Annotated in this window: 16 protein-coding genes; 9 read left to right on the top strand and 7 right to left on the bottom strand. The window is 59.7% G+C overall.

All coding sequences use genetic code 11. The features are described 5' to 3' along the window. The first annotated feature begins 132 nt into the window (after positions 1-132). The gene (gene tcdA, locus E1573_RS23450; RefSeq protein WP_165957381.1) at positions 133-960 is read left to right on the top strand and encodes a tRNA cyclic N6-threonylcarbamoyladenosine(37) synthase TcdA; all 828 of its coding nucleotides are present in this window, start codon (positions 133-135) and stop codon (positions 958-960) included. On the opposite strand, the gene E1573_RS23445 is transcribed toward tcdA, so the two are convergent. The 4 genes from E1573_RS23445 to E1573_RS23430 all read right to left on the bottom strand — a co-directional run bounded on the left by E1573_RS23445 (position 939) and on the right by E1573_RS23430 (position 4189). After that, positions 939-1349, bottom strand: a complete 411-nt coding sequence (locus E1573_RS23445; protein ID WP_133216923.1) for a SufE family protein — start codon at positions 1347-1349, stop codon at positions 939-941. The two genes, tcdA and E1573_RS23445, sit on opposite strands and share 22 nt — an antisense overlap. Beyond that, positions 1346-2551 carry an aminotransferase class V-fold PLP-dependent enzyme gene (locus E1573_RS23440; protein WP_133216922.1) on the bottom strand — a complete coding sequence of 402 codons (1206 nt, stop codon included), beginning with the start codon at positions 2549-2551 and terminating at the stop codon, positions 1346-1348. Before E1573_RS23440 ends, E1573_RS23445 begins: the two co-directional genes overlap by 4 nt. 198 nt (positions 2552-2749) lie before the next feature. Beyond that, a complete protein-coding gene (gene dapD, locus E1573_RS23435) occupies positions 2750-3784 on the bottom strand; it encodes a 2,3,4,5-tetrahydropyridine-2,6-dicarboxylate N-succinyltransferase (protein WP_133216921.1) in 1035 nt (344 codons plus the stop codon). 42 nt (positions 3785-3826) lie between these two features. Beyond that, positions 3827-4189 carry an ArsC family reductase gene (locus tag E1573_RS23430; protein ID WP_133216920.1) on the bottom strand — a complete coding sequence of 121 codons (363 nt, stop codon included), beginning with the start codon at positions 4187-4189 and terminating at the stop codon, positions 3827-3829. Positions 4190-4420: 231 nt separating this feature from the next. On the opposite strand from E1573_RS23430, the gene E1573_RS23425 reads away from it, so the two are divergent. Then, positions 4421-6067 carry a Na+/H+ antiporter gene (locus tag E1573_RS23425; protein ID WP_133216919.1) on the top strand — a complete coding sequence of 549 codons (1647 nt, stop codon included), beginning with the start codon at positions 4421-4423 and terminating at the stop codon, positions 6065-6067. Positions 6068-6139: 72 nt separating this feature from the next. On the opposite strand, the gene dapC is transcribed toward E1573_RS23425, so the two are convergent. The 3 genes from dapC to map are packed head-to-tail and all read right to left on the bottom strand — an operon-like array spanning position 6140 to position 10859. Further along, positions 6140-7333, bottom strand: a complete 1194-nt coding sequence (gene dapC, locus E1573_RS23420) for a succinyldiaminopimelate transaminase (protein ID WP_133216918.1) — start codon at positions 7331-7333, stop codon at positions 6140-6142. Between the two features lie 22 nt (positions 7334-7355). Then, positions 7356-10055, bottom strand: coding sequence for a [protein-PII] uridylyltransferase (locus tag E1573_RS23415; RefSeq protein WP_133216917.1), 2700 nt, complete (start codon positions 10053-10055; stop codon positions 7356-7358). Between the two features lie 21 nt (positions 10056-10076). Then, complete coding sequence (gene map, locus E1573_RS23410) at positions 10077-10859, bottom strand: type I methionyl aminopeptidase (protein WP_133216916.1); 783 nt, start codon at positions 10857-10859, stop codon at positions 10077-10079. A 431-nt stretch (positions 10860-11290) separates the two neighbouring features. Here map and rpsB point away from each other — a divergent pair, with 431 nt between their 5' ends. The 7 genes from rpsB (at position 11291) to ispC (ending at position 17333) form a co-directional block, all read left to right on the top strand. Beyond that, positions 11291-12025 carry a 30S ribosomal protein S2 gene (gene rpsB / locus E1573_RS23405; protein ID WP_038614011.1) on the top strand — a complete coding sequence of 245 codons (735 nt, stop codon included), beginning with the start codon at positions 11291-11293 and terminating at the stop codon, positions 12023-12025. Between the two features lie 188 nt (positions 12026-12213). Continuing rightward, positions 12214-13077, top strand: coding sequence for a translation elongation factor Ts (tsf, locus tag E1573_RS23400; protein WP_133216915.1), 864 nt, complete (start codon positions 12214-12216; stop codon positions 13075-13077). Between the two features lie 182 nt (positions 13078-13259). After that, entirely contained in the window at positions 13260-14003 is a 744-nt protein-coding gene (pyrH, locus tag E1573_RS23395; protein WP_010224848.1) for a UMP kinase, read from the top strand. Beyond that, positions 14000-14557: a ribosome recycling factor gene (gene frr, locus E1573_RS23390; RefSeq protein ID WP_133216914.1), complete on the top strand. Its 558-nt coding sequence runs from the start codon at positions 14000-14002 to the stop codon at positions 14555-14557. The genes pyrH and frr overlap by 4 nt, the downstream gene beginning before the upstream one ends. Positions 14558-14575: 18 nt before the next feature. Further along, positions 14576-15331, top strand: a complete 756-nt coding sequence (gene uppS, locus E1573_RS23385; protein WP_133216913.1) for a polyprenyl diphosphate synthase — start codon at positions 14576-14578, stop codon at positions 15329-15331. Next, positions 15331-16146, top strand: coding sequence for a phosphatidate cytidylyltransferase (locus E1573_RS23380; protein WP_133216912.1), 816 nt, complete (start codon positions 15331-15333; stop codon positions 16144-16146). Before uppS ends, E1573_RS23380 begins: the two co-directional genes overlap by 1 nt. Continuing rightward, positions 16143-17333: a 1-deoxy-D-xylulose-5-phosphate reductoisomerase gene (ispC, locus tag E1573_RS23375; RefSeq protein ID WP_133216911.1), complete on the top strand. Its 1191-nt coding sequence runs from the start codon at positions 16143-16145 to the stop codon at positions 17331-17333. Before E1573_RS23380 ends, ispC begins: the two co-directional genes overlap by 4 nt. Position 17334: the final 1 nt, after the last annotated feature.

Genomic DNA, 17334 nt, shown 5'->3' with positions numbered 1-17334 from the left:
AGGAATTGCGTAGGACATTAAAGCAGGATTAAGGCTTACTTTACTAATCCATACAGGGTTGCGGGTCTGAAGCAGGATGGCATCGGGCTGCAACAGGCCTATAATGCGCGCCGGTTTTTTCGGGGTATGGCCATGAGTACAGATGATCCACGCTTTGCCGGTGTTGCCCGGTTATACGGTGACAACGGCCTGCAGCGCCTGCGCGACGCCCATGTGGCAATCGTCGGCATCGGTGGTGTCGGTTCCTGGGCGGCTGAAGCGATGGCGCGAAGCGGCGTGGGCGAGATCTCTCTGTTCGACCTCGATGATGTCTGCGTCAGCAACACCAACCGTCAGTTGCACGCCCACGAGGGCAACATCGGTCGCGCCAAGGCTGAAGTGATGGCTGAACGCCTGCGTGCGATCAATCCGTCGTGCAAGGTGCATGCGGTTGTGGATTTCGTCACCAAGGAGACTTTGCCCGAGTACATCGGTGAAGACATCGACTGCGTGATTGACTGTATCGATAGCGTCATGGCCAAAGCGGCGTTGATTGGTTGGTGCAAGCGGCACAAGGTCACCATCATCAGTACCGGTGGTGCTGGCGGGCAGATCGATCCGACTCAGATCCGTGTTGCCGACTTGAACAAAACCTTCAATGACCCGTTGGCTTCGCGGGTGCGTTCAACCCTGCGGCGCGACTACGGTTTTTCCCGCACGGTTACTCGCAACTACAGCGTGCCTTGTGTGTTCTCGACCGAGCAGCTGCGTTACCCGAAGGGAGACGGCAGTGTTTGCCTGCAAAAGAGCTTCGTCGGTGAAGGCGTCAAGCTCGACTGTTCCGGCGGCTTTGGTGCAGTAATGATGGTGACGGCAACCTTCGGCATGGTCGCCGCCAGCAAGGCGATAGAGAAGCTGGTGGCAGGTGCCCGTCGGCCTTCCGAGCGCAAAGCCAAGGCTCAGCTGCCTGCGGCTAGCTGAGCCATACGCTGTAGTACGGCGTTCAGGCCGTTGCTGCGTGAAGGGGACAGTTGACGGCCCAGGCCCAGCTGGTTGAACCAGGCGGGCAGGTCCAGTTGCTGCAAGTCAGCACTGGACAAACCTTCGACACGAACGAACAGCAGCGCCAGCAAACCCCGGATGATCCGTGCATCACTGGCGCCTTTGAAGTGCCATTGACCGTCCCGTTGTTCGGCTACCAGCCACACCTGGCTTTCACAGCCGTGCACGCGGTTGGCGTCGGACTGTTCTTCCTCGCTCAACGGGGCCAGGCGCTCACCCCATTGCATCAGCAGGCGCGCCCGTTGCTCCCAGCCTGACGCCTGTTCGAAGCTGTTCAGCGCATTTTGCGCGTTCGCCGGTAAGTTCATCGCAGCAGCTCCAGGGCTTGATCCAGTGCCTCGAAGAATCGCTGCAGGTCGTCGGCGTCGTTGTACAGTGCAAGGGAAACCCGTATCGCACCCTCAAGCCCCAGGCTTTTCAGCAGTGGCATGGCGCAGTGGTGCCCGGCGCGCACCGCGATGCCTTGCTCTGTGAGCATGTGCGCAAGGTCGGCATTGTGCACGCCTTCAACCACGAAGCTGGCCAGGGCCAGCTGCGGCTGGCCGAGCAGGCGAATACCTTCGCGGTCATTGAGGCCGCACAGCAGGTAGCGGTGCAGGCCGGCTTCGTGCTCGGCGACGGCGTTGGCATCGAGCCCTGCCAGGTAGTCGAGGCTGGCGCCGAGGCCGATCACGCTGGCAATCGGCGGGGTGCCGGCTTCGAAGCCCAGTGGTGCCGGGCGGAAGCTTGCGCTGTGATAGTCAGCGATCTGCACCATTTCGCCACCGAACTGCCAGTGACGCAGACGTGCCAGCGCTTCGCTGCGGCCATACAGCACACCGACACCGTCCGGGCCATAGAGCTTGTGACTGGAGAAGACGTAGAAGTCGCAGCCCAGTTGCTGCACATCATGACGGCCATGGACCACACCTTGGGCGCCATCGATCACCGTCAGAGCGCCTTGGGCCTGGGCGTGAACCAGCAAGGGCTCCAGAGGTTGCCAGGCGCCCAGTACATTCGACAGCTGGCTTACCGCCAACAGACGGGTGCGTGGGCCAATCAATTGCAGGGCCGTTTCCACATCGATCAAGCCACGGTTGTCCAGTGGCAGAATCACCAGTTTTAATTGACGACGCTGCGCCAGTTGCTGCCAGGGCAGCAGGTTGGCGTGGTGCTCCAGCGCACTGACGGCGATTTCATCACCTGCTTCGAACTGCCATTCCAGCCCGTAGGCCAGCAGGTTCAACGCTGAGGTGGCGCCGTGAGTGAAAACGATCTGTTGGGTGTCGTTGGCATTGAGCCAGCCAGCGACTTTCTCCCGGCTGCGTTCAAAGGCCTGGGTAGCCAGGGCACCCGGAAGGTGTTGGGCACGATGCACATTGGCAGCACCGTGGCCGTAATAGTGGCTCAGGGCATCGAGCAGTAACTGAGGTTTTTGCGTGGTAGCAGCGTTGTCCAGGTAGGTCTGGTGCTGCCGTTGCAGGGCGGCGATGGCCGGAAAATCGGCGCGCCACGGGGAGGGCTGGAACATGATGATTGGACCTGAGTATCGGGCCTGGCGGTAGGCCAGACCCGATGGTACCACTTAGGCTCAGTACGAAATATGCCTGCGCGACGCTCATGCTGCGTTGAAAACAGGCTCGGAATCCTCAGTTACAACCCGTAAACTCGGCTTCCTCGCCTGTTTTCGCCTTGCCTGACCGCCGCTCGGCGATATTTCGTGCAGACCTTAGTTGTGAGCGTGCAGCGCTTCGTTCAGCTCGATGGCCGACTTGTGGGTTTTGCACTCCACGGCGCCGTTCAGCGAGTTGCGGCGGAACAGCAGGTCGGTCTGACCAGCCAGGTCGCGGGCCTTGACCACTTTGACCAGTTGGTTGTTCTCGTCCAGCAGGTTCACCTTGGTACCGGCGGTGATGTACAGACCGGCTTCAACGGTGTTGCGATCGCCCAACGGAATACCGATACCGGCATTGGCGCCGATCAGGCAGCCTTCGCCGACCTTGATCACGATGTTGCCGCCACCGGACAGGGTGCCCATGGTCGAGCAACCGCCGCCCAGGTCCGAGCCCTTGCCAACGAATACACCGGCCGAAACGCGGCCTTCGATCATGCCAGGGCCTTCGGTGCCAGCGTTAAAGTTGACGAAGCCTTCGTGCATGATGGTGGTGCCTTCGCCGATGTAGGCGCCCAGGCGCACACGGGCGCTGTCGGCGATACGCACGCCGGCAGGCACAACGTAGTCGGTCATTTTCGGGAACTTGTCGACCGAGAACACTTCCAGCAGTTCGCCTTTGAGGCGGGCTTCCAGTTGTTGTTCGGCCAGCTCGGCCAGGTCGACTGCACCCTGGCTGGTCCAGGCTACGTTTGGCAGCAGCGGGAAGATGCCGGCCAGGCTCAGGCCATGAGGCTTGACCAGACGGTGCGAGAGTAGGTGCAGCTTCAAGTAGGCTTCCGGGGTGGAGCTCAGGGCTGCATCTTCGGCCAGCAGGGTCGCGACCAGTGGCTTGTTGCTTTCTGCCAGACGGGTCAGCAGGGCCGCTTGGGCCGCGTCAACGCCCTTGAGGGCATCGGCCAGCTGTGCAGCTTGCGCGTTGCTGAAGGCAATGGCCTGGTTGCCACCTTCGTAACCCAGCACGGGGGCGACGGCTGCAACCAGCTCGGCGCTCGGGTTGATCAGGGGTTGTGCGTAGAAAACTTCCAGCCAGGCGCCTTGACGGTTCTGGGTGCCGACACCGAAAGCCAGGCTGAACAGGGTAGTGGACATGCAGTTACCTCTTGCGAAATTGAGTGAAAGCGGGGCGCCGCGTTATTTCAGGGCGGCGGCGTACAGGTCCGGTTTGAAGCCGACCAGCGTCCGCTCGCCGAGATCCAGCACGGGGCGCTTGATCATCGAAGGTTGGGCCAGCATCAATTCGATGGCCTTGGCCTGATCGAGGTCGGCCTTCTGGGCGTCTTCGAGTTTGCGGAAGGTCGTGCCGGCGCGATTGAGCACCGTTTCCCAGCCGTGCTCGTCGCACCAGCGGGTCAGGCTCGCACGGTCGATACCCTGGGTTTTGTAGTCGTGAAAGTCGTAGGCCAGGCTTTTGTCTTCCAGCCAGGTACGGGCCTTCTTCATGGTATCGCAGGCTTTGATTCCATAAAGGTGCAATGGCGTGTCGCGTTTGGTCATGTCTTGCCCCTCCTGGGAAAAAATGGTGAAGGATTATGCCACGGTCGACCGCTTTGGGTTGGTCTCGCCGATGCACTTTGTAGCATTGTGTTACAGGTTTCGAAGCGGCCTGCGACTTTTGTGCAGCGGCGCGGCAGCATCCTGACCGTCTACTATGTCGATTCAATGGCAATGCCCGGCAACGGGCAACAGGAGTGCTGTTGACTGTCTGAATCGAAGGGTACACGCCGTATGCAATCAGCCTACACCGTTCTCATCCTGCTGATGCTGGTGAGTGTCTCCAAACTGGTTGGCCGGGTAATCCCGTTGCCCTTGCCGCTGGTGCAGATTGGCGCCGGGGCGTTGCTGGCCTGGCCGACCCTGGGGCTGCATGTGGCCCTGGACCCGGAATTGTTTCTGTTTCTGTTCTTGCCACCGCTGTTGTTCGCCGATGGCTGGCGCATGCCCAAGCGCGACCTTTGGCGCTTGCGTGGCCCGATTCTGACCCTGGCGGTGGGCCTGGTGTTGTTTACCGTGGTCGGGGCCGGTTACTTCATTCATTGGATTTTGCCGAGCATCCCGTTGCCTGTGGCGTTTGCCTTGGCTGCGGTACTGTCGCCCACCGACGCCGTGGCGGTATCGGCCATTACTCAGGACCGTCTGCCGACCCCTTTGATGCATATGCTTCAAGGTGAAGCATTGATGAACGATGCCACGGGCCTTGTGACCTTCAAGTTTGCACTGGTTGCAGCCATCACCGGCGCGTTCTCGTTGGCGGAAGCCAGCGCCACTTTCGTGTTGGTAGCCCTTGGTGGCCTGGCTACCGGGGTCGCCCTGAGCTGGCTGGTAGGGCGCCTGCGGGCCTGGATGATCGCGCGTGGCTGGGACGACCCAGCCACTCACGTGGTGTTCATGTTGCTGCTGCCGTTCGCCGCTTACGTGCTGGCTGAGCGCCTGGGGGCTTCGGGGATTCTCTCGGCAGTTGCCGCCGGGATGATGCAAAGCTGGCTTGACCTGTTGCCCCGGCAGACCAGTACCCGTTTGCTCAATCGCAGTGTCTGGTCGCTACTGGAGTTCAGCTTCAATGGCTTGATCTTCCTGCTGTTGGGTCTGCAGTTGCCTGACATCATCAAGGCGGTTACCAGTCATGAAGCGACGTTGATGCCAACCTTGCTGTGGCGCTGCTTGGATGTGGTGGCGATATTTGCCGTGCTGGTGGTGTTGCGGTTTGTCTGGGTACAGAGCATCTGGCGATTGATCGGGGTGATTCGTCGTTGGCGCGGCAAGGCAGATCTGGTGGTGACACCCAATGCCCGTTCGTGCTGGTTATTGACCATCGGTGGGGTGCGTGGGGCGGTGACCTTGGCTGGCGTCATGTCGGTACCTTTGCTGATCAGCGCGGGTAAAGCCTTTCCCGAGCGAGACCTGCTGATTTTCATTGCCGCCGGGGTGATTCTGTTATCACTGGTAACGGCCTGCATTGCGTTGCCTCTGTTGTTGCGAGGCGTAAGCAAAAGCCCGGACGACGCCTTGCGCCAGGAAGCCAAGGACGTCTGGCGTCAGACTGCGGAAGCGGCGATTCATGCGTTGGAAGCCGAAGAGCTGATTGAGCCAGGTGCCACTCAGGATGCCGCTCAGGCGGCTTTAGCGGCAGAGTTGAAAGCACGTTTGATGGCTGAGTATCGTCATCAACTGGAGAGTTTCAACGACACGGCAGAAGCTCAAGCCTTGGCCGAACAGATGGATTTACTGGAGCGACGTCTGCGCTTGCGAGCACTGCGCGCCCAGCGCCTGGAACTGTACAAGCTGCACCGCCATCACCAGGTTGGGGATGATGTGGTGCGCCAGGTGTTGGAAGAGCTCGACCTGAGCGAGGCCAATCTGGGGGCAGTAAAGTAGGGGTATTGTCGCGGGGCAAGCCCGCTCCCACCGGCCGAATCTGTGGGAGCGGGCTTGCCCCGCGACGCGAACTTAGCCTTTCAAAAACTCGCGAATCCGCTCGGCCGCTTCCACACACTCGGCCAGTGGCGCAACCAGCGCCATGCGTACACGCCCGGCACCCGGGTTAATGCCATTTACCTCGCGCGACAGGTAGGAGCCTGGTACCACGGTCACGTGCTGGTTTTCAAACAGCCCACGGCAGAACTCAGCGTCATCACCCGGTACCTTGGCCCACAGGTAGAAACCACCGTCTGGGCGCTGTACATCAAGTACTGGTGCCAGAACATCCAGCACAGCGTCAAATTTCTCACGGTACAGGTCGCGGTTGGCCAGTACGTGGGCTTCGTCGTTCCAAGCCGCGATGCTCGCAAGTTGGGTTTGTACCGGCATGGCGCACCCGTGATAGGTGCGATACAGCAGGAACGGTTTGATGATCTCTGCATCACCGGCCACGAAGCCGGAGCGCAGGCCTGGCAGGTTGGAGCGCTTGGAGAGGCTGTGGAACACCACGCAACGCTTGAAGTCGCTGCGTCCCAGCTCAACGCAGGCGCTCAGCAAGCCAGGCGGCGGGCTTTGCTCGTCGAAGTAGAGTTCGCTGTAGCACTCGTCGGCGGCAATCACGAAGTCGTGTTCGTCGGCCAAGGCGATGAGCTTTTTCAGCGTTTGCATCGGCACCAGGGCGCCGGTCGGGTTGCCGGGGGAGCACAGGAACAAGATCTGGCAGCGCTTCCAGGTGTCAGCCGAAACAGCGTCGAAATCAGGGTTGAAGCCGTTGCTGTCCAGGCAAGGCAGGTAGTGCGGGGTCGCACCCGCCAGCAGGGCTGCGCCTTCGTAGATCTGATAGAACGGGTTAGGGCTGATTACCAGACCGTCGGCTTCCCGGTTGACCACAGCCTGGGTGAAGGCGAACAGTGCTTCACGGGTGCCATTGACCGGCAGTACGTGTTTGTCGGCATCCAACCAGCCACTGGGTACACCAAAGCGGCGCTCACACCAGCGAGTGATGGCTTGACGCAGGGCTGGCAGCCCCACAGTGGTTGGGTACACGGCCATGCTCTGAAGATTGTCGGCCAGAGCCTGGGCGACGAACGCCGGCGATTCATGCTTGGGCTCACCGATCGACAGGGCAATGGCGCGTTTGTCGGCGGCGGGCTGAACGCTGCCGAGCAAGGCGCGAAGTTTCTCGAACGGGTAGGGCTGAAGCTGAAGCAAATCGGTGTTCATCGGCGCTGGGTCTCGTCAAACGTTAAATGGTCAGGCGGGAAACGGTTGCCGCAGCGGCCTGGTCGACGCGCAATTGCTCGACGATGGCATCCTGCAGGCGGCTGCACAGTTGTGGATCAGACAACGGTTGGTTGTCGGCATCGGTGATGAAGAACACGTCTTCGACCCGTTCGCCGAGGGTGGCAATCTTGGCGTTTTGCAGCGACAGGTCGAACTCCAGGAAAATCTTGCCGATCCGCGCCAGCAGGCCCGGACGGTCGGGGGCGCTGAGTTCGAGGATGGTGACCGGCCGCTGGGCGTCATTGTGGATGGTGACCTGTGGCGCAAAAGTAAAGTGCTTGAGTTGGCGCGGTACGCGACGTTTGATGATGGTCGGATAGTCGTCGGGGTTGCGCAGCGCGTCGGTCAGACCGTCGCGGATTTCCTTGACCCGTTGTGGGTTGTCGCCGATCGAGCCCCCATCGTTGTCGAGCACAATGTAGGTGTCGAGGGTGAACTGACTGCTGGAAGTAATGATTCTGGCGTCATGGATGTTCAGGTTGAGCTGGTCCATGGCGGCCACGGTCACGGCGAAGAAGTCGTGTTGGTCCGGTGCGTAGATGAAAATCTGCGTGCCGCCCTCAAATTCGCGCTGGGTGGTTTCCTTGATCAGTACCAAAGGGCCACCATCGGCCGGTTGCTGAAGGATCGCATCGCTGTGCCAGGCTACATCGGCCGCGGTGTGGCGCAAGAAATAGTCATCGCCCAGCTGTGCCCAGAGCTGCTCGACATCGTCCGGGTCGGTACCTTCGCGGATCAGGATGTCCAGTGCTGCGTTTTGCGTCTGGCGGATCTGCTCTTCGCGATCCAGCGGGTTTTCCAGGCCGCGGCGCAAGGCGCGCTTGGTTTCGGTATACAGCTGGCGCAAGAGGCTAGCGCGCCAGGAGTTCCACAGGCTGGGGTTGGTGGCGTTGATGTCGGCTACGGTCAGCACATACAGGTAGTCCAGACGGGTTTCATCGCCCATCTGCTGAGCAAAGTCGTGAATCACGTGCGGGTCGGACAGGTCTTTGCGCTGAGCAGTGGTCGACATGACCAGATGGTTTTGCACCAGCCAGACCACCAGGCGGCTGTCCCACGCCGGTAACTGGTGACGCAGGCAGAACGCCTGGGCATCCACGGCGCCCAGTTCCGAGTGGTCACCCTGACGGCCTTTACCGATGTCGTGATACAGGCCGGCCAGGTAGATCAGTTCGGGTTTTGGCAGGCGGCCCATGAGTTTGCTGGCCAACGGGAATTTCTCTGATACCGGCGTGTACTGCAGCTTACGCAGGTGCTTGATCAGGTTCAGGGTGTGGGCGTCGACCGTATAGATATGAAACAGATCGTGTTGCATCTGCCCGACAATCAAGCCGAACTCCGGCAGGTAGCGGCCCAGAATGCCGTAACGGTTCATGCGACGCAGGTTGCGATGAATGCCGATTTCGCACTTGAACAGTTCGATGAACAAGCTGGTATTGCGGATATCGTTACGGAAATCGTCGTCGATCAGGTGCCGGTGTTCGCGTAGCAGGCGAATCGTGTCGGCACGCACGCCTTTGATTTCCGGGTGTTGGGCCATCAACACAAAGATTTCCAGCATGGCGAACGGTGTGCGCTTGAAGACGTTCGGTCGTACCGCTTCAATGTAGCCGTCATGCAGTTGGAAACGGGCATTGAGCGGCTGGGTGCTGCCACTGTCGTCGTCGAGAATGACTTCTTCGAAGTGCTGGATGATCAGGTCGCTAAGCTCGGCGATGCTCATTACCACCCGATAGTACTGCTGCATGAACTGCTCAATGGCGCGCTTGGGGTTCTCGTCACTGAAACCGAGCAGCGCCGCAATGCTGCGCTGGTGGTCGAACAGCAGACGGTCTTCGGCGCGGCCGGCGAGCATGTGCAGGGCATAGCGCACCTTCCACAGGAACTCCTGGGAAGAGGCCAGCAGGGCGTTTTCGCTTTCCAGCAGGAATCCTTCGCCTGCAAGAGCGTGCAGGTTCAGGGTGCCGTACTGGCGGCGGGCAATCCACAGTACTGTCTGAATGTCGCGCAGGCCACCGGGTGAGCCTTTGACGTTAGGCTCAAGGTTGTATTCGGTGTCGTTGTACTTGTGATGCCGGGCTTTCTGTTCGGTACGCTTGGCCAGGAAGAAATCCTTGCTTGGCCACATATGTGCGGTGCTGGTGACTTCGAGCATACGCTGGCGCAGGTGCTCGGGGCCGGCGATGGTGCGGCTTTCCATCAGGTTGGTGACAACCGTGAGGTCAGCGCGTGCCTGTTCGGCGCATTCATCGATCGAGCGAACGCTCTGGCCTACTTCGAGGCCAATGTCCCAGAGCAGGGTCAGGAAGCGCTCGATCGAGTCACGAAACACTTCGTGATCGGCACTGTCGAGCAGAATCAGCAGGTCGATATCGGAGTAGGGGTGCAACTCCCCTCGACCATAGCCGCCGGTCGCTACCAGGGCGATGTCAGCGTCATCGCTCCAGTCGAACTTGTTCCAGGCCTGTTGCAGGATGTTGTCGACGAACCAGGCGCGGTCTTCGATCAGTCGGCGGATCTCACGGCCTTCACGAAAGCGCTTGTCGAGCACGTCGCTCGCCTGGCGGATGGCCTTCTTGAAGGCTGCGATGGGGCTAGCCTTGAGAGCCAGTTCCGCCTGGAACTGGCCGCGATCGAACAGCTCGGGATCCACCTGGGGCATCGAGTCACTTTCCTGTTGAAATCAGGCCGACGTGCGGGGAATGGTGTCGTCTTTACGCAGGGTGAAGATTTCGTAACCGGTGGCGGTCACCACCAGGGTGTGTTCCCACTGCGCCGAGAGCTTGCGGTCCTTGGTGATGGCAGTCCAGCCATCGCCCAGCACTTTGGTGTCAGCGCGGCCCTGGTTGATCATGGGCTCAATGGTGAAGGTCATGCCTTCCTTGAGTTCCATGCCGGTGCCTGCACGGCCATAGTGCAGGATTTGCGGCTCTTCGTGGAACACTTTGCCGATGCCGTGGCCGCAGAACTCACGCACGACCGAGAAGCCGTTCTTTTCCGCGTGTTTCTGGATCACTTCGCCGATGTCGCCCAGGCGGCAGCCCGGCTTGACCAGCTGAATGGCTTTGTACATGCATTCCTGGGTGACCTGCGACAGGCGCTCGGCCCAAACCGGCACGTTGCCGACGTGGAACATGCGGCTGGTGTCACCGTGGTAGCCGTCTTTGATGACAGTTACGTCGATGTTCAGGGTGTCGCCATCCTTCAGTGGCTTGTCACCCGGAATGCCGTGGCACACGACGTGGTTGACCGACGTGCAGATCGACTTCGGGAAACCCTTGTAGTTGAGGGGTGCCGGGATGGCCTTCTGAACGTTGACAATGTAGTCGTGGCACAGACGGTCGAGTTCTTCAGTGGTGACGCCAGGCTTGACGTGCTCTTCGATCATCTCCAGCACTTCGGCGGCCAGGCGGCCGGCGACGCGCATCTTTTCGATGTCTTCGGCAGTTTTGATGGTAACGGTCATTGCAGGCTCTCTACGGCGCTTGGATGCGCGAATAATCTGAGGAAAGGCCGGATTCTACCAGAGCCGCGCCCGCTCATGCGGCGGCGACAGTGATACAACCTTTATATAGAGGCATTCTGGCGCGATTACGGTGCTGGTGCAAAAGGCAGTGACGGACGAAATGCTGCCAGCTCCGGCGGGCGCGAGCTTGCCGTGCGATGCGATATACCTGGGGAAATACAATCGTGGGGCAAACCCGCTCCCGCAGATGGTAATTCGGGTTCCGTTTGTTGCGGTTGTGTGATATAAAATGCGCCGCTTTGCGGGGATAGCCCCTCAGAGCTTAAACCCACACACGTGTCGACACGATGACCTGGGTGCCTTTGATCTACGGATCCTGGGTTGGTCATTGGGATACGTGGAGGCCCAACCCGACTTATCAAGGAACTATCATGTCCCAAGTCAACATGCGCGATATGCTGAAGGCCGGTGTGCACTTCGGTCACCAAACCCGTTACTGGAACCCGAAAATGGGCAAGTACATTTTCGGCGCGCGCAACAAGATTCACATCATCAACCTTGAAAAAACCCTGCCAATGTTCAACGACGCGCTGACTTTCGTCGAGCGTCTGGCTCAGGGCAAAAACAAGATTCTGTTCGTCGGCACCAAGCGTTCCGCTGGCAAGATCGTTGCTGAAGAAGCAGCACGTTGCGGTTCGCCGTACGTCGATCACCGCTGGTTGGGCGGCATGCTGACCAACTACAAAACCATCCGTGCTTCGATCAAGCGTCTGCGCGACCTGGAAACCCAGGCCGAAGATGGCACCTTCGCGAAGCTGACCAAGAAAGAAGCTCTGATGCGCTCCCGCGACCTGGAAAAACTGGATCGCAGCCTGGGCGGTATCAAGGACATGGGCGGCCTGCCTGATGCCCTGTTCGTGATCGACGTTGACCACGAGCGCATTGCTATCACCGAAGCCAACAAGCTGGGCATCCCGGTTATCGGCGTTGTCGATACCAACAGCAGCCCAGAAGGCGTTGACTACATCATCCCAGGTAACGATGACGCCATCCGCGCTATCCAGCTGTACATGGGTTCGATGGCTGACGCCGTTATCCGTGGTCGCAACAACGTTGCCGGTGGCACCGAAGTTTACGCTGAAGAAGCGGCACCAGCTGCTGAGTAATTGACGCCTGGCGTCTACTTGGCACGCAAAAAGGGGGCTAGGCCCCCTTTTTGCCACCTTGAAATCCACTTGTCAGCATCGCCGTTGCATTCTTGTTTGGCATGACTGTTGGCAAGTGGATTTACAGAATTGAACGCCCGTCAAGTATCGGGTGGAATGGTTGAAAACCTATCCAAGAGGAATTTGAAATGGCAGAGATTACTGCAGCGCTGGTTAAAGAACTGCGCGAGCGTACCGGCGAAGGCATGATGGACTGCAAGAAAGCCTTGACCAAGGCTGGCGGCGACATCGAAAAAGCAATCGACGACATGCGCGCTTCGGGCGCCATCAAGGCCGCCAAAAAGGCTGGCAACGTTGCTGCTGAAGGCGCTATCGCCATCAAGGCCGACGACAAGTCTGCCGTTCTGCTGGAAGTCAACTCGCAAACCGACTTCCTGGCTCTGCAAGACGACTTCAAAAACTTCGTTGCTGAAAGCGTTGAACAAGCTTTCGCCGAAAAGCTGACCGATGCCGCTCCACTGATCGCTTCCCGTGAAGCGGCTCGTGAAGCCCTGGTTGCCAAGGTTGGTGAGAACGTCAACATCCGTCGCCTGGTGCGCGTTGAGGGTGACGTTGTCGGTACCTACCTGCACGGTAACAAAATCGGTGTTGCTGTTGTCCTGAAGGGCGGCGACGTCCAGCTGGCCAAAGAAATCGCCATGCACGTAGCTGCAAGCAACCCAGAGTTCCTGAATCCATCGGAAGTCTCCGCTGAAGCAATCGAGCGCGAGAAGGCTGTATTCATGCAGCTGAACGAAGAGAAGATGAAGGGCAAGCCTGAGAATATCGTCGCCAACATGATCGACGGTCGTATCAAGAAGTTCCTGGCAGAAGCTTCGCTGGTTGAGCAAGCCTTCGTCATGAACCCTGAGATCAAAGTTGGCGATCTGGCCAAGAAAGCCGGTGCCGAAATCGTTTCCTTCACCTACTTCAAGGTTGGCGAAGGCATCGAGAAGCCAGTCGACAACTTCGCTGAAGAAGTTGCCGCTCAGCTGGCTGCTGCCAAGCAATAAGACAGATTCACATCTGTCGCCCCGAAGAGGCTGCCCGCTCACGCGCGCAGCCTCTTTGTCAAAGCGGGGGCGGTTTACGAGACTGCCTTTCGCTGGTGCAGTAGCTGCGCCACGCTTAGAGTTACGCGCAGGCTGAAAACAGCCCGCAAGATTTTTTTCAAACGCCGCAGGAGAGATTCGCAATGGCTCAGCAGGGCAGTGGTTATCAAGCTCGCTATAAACGCATTCTACTCAAGCTTAGCGGCGAGGCCCTGATGGGGTCGGAAGAGTTCGGGATCGACCCCAAGGTCCTGGATCGCATGGCGCTGGAAGTCGGCCAACTGGTCGGAATTGGTGTTCAGGTCGGCCTGGTGATCGGCGGTGGCAACCTGTTCCGTGGCGCGGCGCTGAGTGCAGCCGGCATGGATCGCGTCACTGGCGACCACATGGGTATGCTGGCGACGGTGATGAATGGCCTGGCCATGCGTGATGCGCTGGAGCGCGCGAACATTACCGCCATCGTAATGTCGGCTATTTCCATGGTAGGCGTGACCGATCACTACGATCGCCGCAAAGCCATGCGTCACCTGAACTCCAAAGAAGTTGTAATCTTCGCTGCCGGTACTGGCAACCCGTTCTTCACCACCGATTCCGCAGCGTGCCTGCGTGCCATCGAAATCGATGCTGACGTGGTATTGAAGGCAACCAAGGTCGATGGTGTATACACTGCAGATCCATTCAAAGACCCGCATGCCGAGAAGTTCGATCATCTGACCTACGATGAAGTGCTGGATCGCAAGCTGGGTGTGATGGACCTGACGGCAATCTGCCTGTGCCGTGATCACAAGATGCCGCTGCGCGTCTTCAACATGAACAAGCCCGGCGCCTTGCTGAATATCGTGCATGGTGGCGCTGAAGGAACTCTGATCGAGGAAGTTCAAAAATGATCAACGAAATCAAGAAAGACGCTCAGGAGCGGATGAGCAAGTCCATCGAAGCGCTGGGTCGCAACCTGGCATCGATCCGTACCGGTCGTGCTCACCCGAGCATTCTGGATAGCGTTAGGGTGCCAGCGTGGGGTAGCGATATGCCCCTGAATCAGGTAGCCGCAATCAGCGTTGAAGATGCCCGTACGCTGAAAATTGTCGCTCACGACAAAAACCTCAGCGCTGCAATCGAGAAGGCGATCCTGACCTCCGATCTGGGGCTGAACCCAAGCAGCGCCGGCACCACCATTCGTGTGCCGATGCCAGCTCTGACCGAAGAGACCCGTAAGGGTTACACCAAGCAGGCCCGTGCGGTGGCAGAAGAGGCTAAGGTCGCTGTGCGCAACGTTCGCCGTGATGCGCTGGCTGACCTGAAGAAACTGTCCAAAGACAAGGAAATCAGCGAAGACGAAGAGCGTCGCGCCGCAGACGAGCTGCAGAAGTTGACCGACAAGTTTGTGGGTGAAGTCGACAAAGCGCTCGAAGCAAAAGAAAAGGACCTGATGGCCGTTTAAGGGTCAGGACTTTTTTTCATGGAAAAGAGCAAACAGGGTGTGTCCTCATCGGTGCCGCGCCATGTCGCGATCATCATGGATGGGAATAATCGCTGGGCGAAGAAGCGTCTGCTGCCGGGTGTTGCCGGGCACAAGGCAGGCGTCGACGCGGTGCGCGCAGTCATTGAAGTGTGCGCCGAGGCCAAGGTCGAGGTATTGACCCTGTTCGCCTTCTCCAGTGAAAACTGGCAGCGACCGGCCGATGAGGTCGGTGCGTTGATGGAGCTGTTCTTCTCGGCCTTGCGCCGAGAAGCCAAGCGCCTCAACGACAACAACATCAGCCTGCGCATTATCGGTGATCGTTCGCGCTTTCACCCCGAGCTGCAGGCCGCCATGCGTGAAGCCGAAGCGCTGACCGCTGGCAATAATCGCTTCATTCTGCAGATCGCCGCCAACTACGGCGGTCAGTGGGATATTGCCCAGGCCGCGCAGCGCCTGGCGCGCGAGGTTCAGGCCGGGCACCTGCGTCCGGACGACATTACCCCCGAACTCCTGCAAACCTGCCTGGCAACAGGGGATCTGCCGCTGCCCGACTTGTGCATCCGTACTGGCGGCGAGCATCGCATCAGTAACTTCCTGTTGTGGCAGCTGGCCTACGCCGAACTGTACTTCTCCGACCTGTACTGGCCGGACTTCAAACACGAGGCCATGCGCACTGCGCTGGCCGATTACGCTTCGCGCCAGCGCCGTTTCGGAAAAACCAGCGAGCAGGTCGAAGCTGGAGCCCGTGCTTAATGCTTAAACAACGCATCATCACTGCGCTGATCCTGCTGCCGATCGCTCTGGGTGGCTTCTTCCTGCTCGATGGCGGCGATTTTGCCCTGTTCATCGGTCTGGTGGTAACCCTGGGTGCGTGGGAGTGGGCGCGTCTGGCAGGGCTGGTTGCGCAAGTTGTACGCGTGGCCTATGCCGCTGTGGTGGCCGGCTTGCTGATGCTGCTCTATCTCATGCCGGACCTGGCGCCCTGGGTGCTAGGGGCTTCGGTGTTGTGGTGGGGCGCCGCGACCTGGCTGGTGTTGACGTACCCACGCACCAGCGAACTCTGGTCCAGTGTCGCCTGTCGGTTGCTGATTGGCTTGCTGATCCTGCTGCCTGCCTGGCAGGGCTTGGTGCTGCTCAAGCACTGGCCCTTGGGTAACTGGCTGATCATGGCTGTCATGGTGCTGGTCTGGGGTGCGGACATCGGCGCCTATTTTTCCGGGCGTGCCTTTGGCAAGCGCAAGCTGGCCCCCCAGGTCAGCCCTGGCAAGAGCTGGGAAGGTGTCTACGGAGGCCTGGCGCTGAGTCTGGCCATCACGCTGGTCGTCGGGATCAATCGCGGCTGGAGTTTCAGCGAGCTGCTGCTGGGGCTGCTGGGTGCTGCTGTCGTGGTGCTGGTTTCGGTGGTGGGTGATTTGACCGAAAGCATGTTCAAGCGTCGCTCCGGCATCAAGGACAGCAGCAATCTGTTGCCCGGCCATGGCGGTGTTCTGGATCGCATCGACAGCCTGACTGCGGCTATCCCGCTGTTTGCGGTGCTGCTCTGGGCAGCCAACTGGGGCGCAATGTGAACAGCGTGCAACGTATTACCGTATTGGGTGCCACAGGCTCCATCGGCCTGAGCACGCTGGATGTAATTGCCCGTCATCCCGAGCGCTATGAGGTGTTCGCCTTGAGCGGGTACTCGCGCTTGCAGGAACTGCTGGCGCTGTGTCTGCGTCATGCGCCAGCGTTTGCGGTGGTGCCGTCTGCCGAGGCAGCGCAGCAGTTGCGTGAACAGCTGGCAGCAGCAGGCTCGCGCACCGAAGTGCTGGAGGGTGAGGCGGGCTTGTGCCAAGTGGCGTCGAGTCCTGAAGTCGACGCCGTAATGGCGGCGATTGTCGGTGCGGCGGGGTTGCGTCCTACCCTGGCAGCGGTCGAAGCGGGTAAAAAGGTGCTGTTGGCCAACAAAGAGGCGCTGGTCATGTCCGGTGCCCTGTTCATGCAGGCCGTACAACGCAGTGGTGCAGTGCTGTTGCCGATCGACAGCGAGCACAATGCGATTTTCCAGTGCCTGCCTGGCGACTATGCCCGTGGCCTGTCTCACGTGGGCGTGCGGCGTATCCTGCTTACTGCTTCCGGTGGGCCGTTTCGTGAAACGCCGCTGGCGGAGCTTGCCGAAGTCAGCCCTGAGCAGGCCTGTGCTCATCCCAATTGGTCGATGGGGCGCAAGATCTCGGTCGACTCGGCCAGCATGATGAACAAGGGGCTGGAGCTGATCGAGGCGTGCTGGCTGTTCGATGCGCGGCCGAGTCAGGTTGAAGTGGTCGTGCATCCGCAGAGTGTGATTCACTCCTTGGTCGACTATGTCGATGGCTCGGTGTTGGCACAGCTGGGTAACCCCGATATGCGTACGCCGATTGCCAATGCGCTGGCCTGGCCGCAGCGAATTGACTCGGGTGTCGCGCCGCTCGATCTGTTCGCGGTCGCTCGTCTGGATTTCCAGGCGCCCGATGAACAGCGGTTTCCGTGCTTGCGTCTGGCACGTCAGGCGGCCGAGGCTGGCAACAGCGCGCCGGCGATGCTTAACGCGGCTAACGAGGTTGCCGTGGAGGCATTTCTCCAGCGGCGCATTCGTTTCCCGCAGATCGCGAGTATGATCGAACAAGTACTTGACCAAGAGCCGGTCGTCGCGGTGCCAACGCTCGATGCAGTGTTCGCCGCCGATCAGCGCGCCCGACAACTGGCCGGGCAGTGGTTGAGCCGTCACGGGTGCTGAG

Source organism: Pseudomonas sp. H9 (genome assembly GCF_004353925.1).
Classification (GTDB): domain Bacteria; phylum Pseudomonadota; class Gammaproteobacteria; order Pseudomonadales; family Pseudomonadaceae; genus Aquipseudomonas.
Note: the sequence above shows the minus strand (reverse complement) of the source record. Positions and strands in the feature narration are given on the sequence as shown.